At 59.1% G+C, this 1203-nt stretch carries 2 protein-coding genes; both read left to right on the top strand.

Going from position 1 to position 1203, the window contains the following annotated elements:
• Nucleotides 1–119: 119 nt before the first annotated feature.
• Complete coding sequence (locus EN885_RS32965; RefSeq protein WP_128335258.1) at nt 120–479, top strand: gamma-glutamyl-gamma-aminobutyrate hydrolase family protein; 360 nt, start codon at nt 120–122, stop codon at nt 477–479.
• Between the two features lie 119 nt (nt 480–598).
• Nucleotides 599–1203: MmgE/PrpD family protein (locus EN885_RS32960; RefSeq protein ID WP_348631661.1), on the top strand; the 605-nt coding region annotated here is incomplete at its 3' end.

The raw sequence follows: 1203 nt of genomic DNA, 5'->3' as shown, positions 1-1203 counted from the left end.
GCTGATGACGGCAGCCGGGATGGGCTTCAGCGACACGGTGCTGGTGACGGAGCAAGGCCCGGAACGCCTAACCGGGATGGAGCGCAAGCTCTTCTCGCCTACTTGAGGTACCATCCACGATGGCTAAGGTCATGCAATCAATCATAGGTGTCGTTAGCAATTTCGACGTGGAAAAGGAAGGCTACTTCTCTCCCCCCGACTATGTACGCGCAATCGAGAAGGCCGGTGCACTGGCCCCTGAAATCGTGGTGTCCGCGCGCGCGAACGATGAAGTCGTCGAGGCGATTGAGGTGCCCGGCCGACCTTTTGCGATTGGCGCACAGTGGCACGCAGAATGCATGTACGAGAGTGAGCCCGCCTGCCGCCATCTCATTAACAACTTCGCAACCGCTTGCAGCGGGATTGAAAGAGAGCCCGGATGGCCTGCGCCACCCACCACGCGTGGGGAGAGTCACGCGAAAGCGCCTGTGAAGCTTTGACTAAGCAGTAAACATCACCGTGGGATTCGAGACCGCTAAGTGGAGTCAACGAGTACAAAGCCGTTCCTGGCACCTAGTCGAGCCGCCACTTTGCGAGGCCATTTCGTTGGCCAAAGAACGTGATCTATTGGAGAGCTAGGGTGCAAACCATAACTGAACTCGCCAATTTCGTTAGCAGCTTCCCGGGAAGCGCACTGCCAGCAGTTACACGGCAGACAATCTCGTTGCTCATACTGGACCTCATCGGCGCTGCCGCTGCGGGCCTTCGATCGCCGTTAGCTGACGCAGCCAGAAACGCAGCAGTGGAAGCCTACGGCGAAGGCTCCATAAGCATTTGGTTGACAGACAAACAGACTAGTGTCGTCGGCGCCGCGATGGCGAATAGCGCTGCGGCGAGCGCGCTGGACATCGACGATGGTCACCGAGGCGCAGGGGGCCACGCCGGTGCAGGCGTCATTCCCGCTGCCTTGGCAGTAGCTCAGGCTGTCGACGCGTCATACTCGGAGACCATGGTTGCAATCGCGCTCGGATACGAAATCGCTCTCAGAGTCGCGAGTTCTCGTCCTATCGAAACAGTCGATACTTATGCGAGTGGACGCTGGGTCGGCTACGGAGCTGCGGCCGCAGCTTGCCGTCTCCTAGGCTTGGGTGCAACAGAGACCGCTCATGCGTTGGCGATTGCCGGATCCGAAGGACCGGTCGTATTCTCTACTGCGTCAGCCAA

Origin of the sequence: Mesorhizobium sp. M6A.T.Cr.TU.014.01.1.1, from assembly GCF_004022765.1 — a bacterium.
Lineage (GTDB): Bacteria > Pseudomonadota > Alphaproteobacteria > Rhizobiales > Rhizobiaceae > Mesorhizobium > Mesorhizobium mediterraneum.
This window is presented reverse-complemented; position numbering and strand designations above follow the sequence as displayed.

Bases quoted from the DNA above. Each gene is read 5' to 3' on its own strand.
- EN885_RS32965 (WP_128335258.1), top strand. From the start codon at position 120: ATGGCTAAGGTCATGCAATCAATCATAGGTGTCGTTAGCAATTTCGAC.